Below are 1,368 nucleotides of genomic sequence, written 5' to 3'. Positions count from 1 at the left end.
CTGCTGGCGGCGCTGGAGAGCGGTCAGCTGGCCGCCGCCGCGCTGGACGTATTCCAGGTGGAACCGCTGCCAGCCGCGAGTCCGCTGTGGTCTCATCCGCGTGTCATGATTACCCCGCATAATGCCGCCACCACCTTGCCGCATGAGGCGATGGACTATATCGCCGGTGCCATCACGGCACTGGAGCAGGGCCAACAGCCGCGCGGTCTGGTCGATCGCCAGCGTGGCTATTAATTCAGCAGAGGAGAAGAGGATGTATCCCGTCGATTTACATATGCACACCGTGGCCAGCACCCATGCTTACAGCACGCTGCACGATTACGTCGCGCAGGCGAAACGGAACGGCCTGAAGCTGTTCGCCATTACCGATCACGGTCCGGACATGGCCGATGCGCCGCACTACTGGCATTTTGTGAATATGCGCATCTGGCCGCGCGTGATTGACGGCGTCGGCGTGCTGCGCGGCATTGAAGCCAACATCAAAAATCAGCAGGGTGAGATTGATTGCAGCGGGCCGATGCTGGATGCGCTGGATTTGATCGTCGCTGGCTTCCATGAGCCGGTCTATGCGCCGCGTGACAAGGCTCACCACACCGAAGCGATGATTGCCTCCATGGCCAGCGGACTGGTACACATCATCAGCCATCCGGGCAACCCGAAATTCCCGGTGGATATTCGCGCTATCGCGGAAGCCGCCGCGCACTACGATGTGGCGCTGGAGATCAACAACTCGTCGTTCACCCATTCGCGCCCGGGCAGTGAACCTAACTGCCGCGCGATTGCGGAAGCGGTGCGTGACGCCGGTGGCCGGCTGGCGTTTGGCTCCGATTCGCACACCGCCTTTACGCTCGGTGATTTCGAACACTGCCTGCGTATTACGCGCGAAGTGGATTTTCCGCAGGATCGCGTGTTAAATGTCACGCCGCGTCGCCTGCTCGACTTTCTCGAACAGCGCACCGGCAAACACATTGCGGAATTTGCCGACTTTTAACTTTTTTGCCTCAAGGAATTCTGTTGCATGAATGAGTTTTCCATTCTCTGCCGCGTCATCGGCTCGCTGTTTAATCGCCAGCCGCAGGACCCGCTGCTGGTGCCGCTGTTCACCCTGCTGCGCGAAGGCAAACTGAAAGATCAGTGGCCGCTGGAGCAGGATGAACTGCTGACCCGGCTGCAGCAGAATAGCGATCCGCAGGCGCTGGCGGCGGATTACAACGCGCTGTTCGTCGGCAGCGACTGCAGCGTACCGCCGTACGCCTCACAGTGGCCGAACGGACCGCAGGAAGCCGAGGTGCGGGCGTTTTTAACCTCACGCGGTATGCCACTGAGCGAGTCGCCGGCCGATCACTTTGGCGTGCTGCTGCTGGCGGC

The 1,368-nt window shown here is 60.7% G+C and carries 3 protein-coding genes; all 3 read left to right on the top strand.

The window, feature by feature from the left end:
- Window positions 1–234: NAD(P)-dependent oxidoreductase (locus ERD80_RS21670; RefSeq protein ID WP_282183394.1), on the top strand; the 234-nt coding region annotated here is incomplete at its 5' end.
- 19 nt (window positions 235–253) lie between these two features.
- On the top strand, window positions 254–991 hold the full coding sequence (locus ERD80_RS21665; RefSeq protein WP_136548503.1) for a phosphatase: 738 nt from the start codon (window positions 254–256) through the stop codon (window positions 989–991).
- A gap of 27 nt (window positions 992–1,018) precedes the next feature.
- The coding region (locus ERD80_RS21660) for a molecular chaperone TorD family protein (RefSeq protein WP_211145610.1) at window positions 1,019–1,368 on the top strand (350 nt) is incomplete at its 3' end.

The organism is Pantoea sp. R102, assembly GCF_004916815.1.
Classification (GTDB): domain Bacteria; phylum Pseudomonadota; class Gammaproteobacteria; order Enterobacterales; family Enterobacteriaceae; genus Pantoea; species Pantoea dispersa.
Note: the sequence above shows the minus strand (reverse complement) of the source record. Positions and strands in the feature narration are given on the sequence as shown.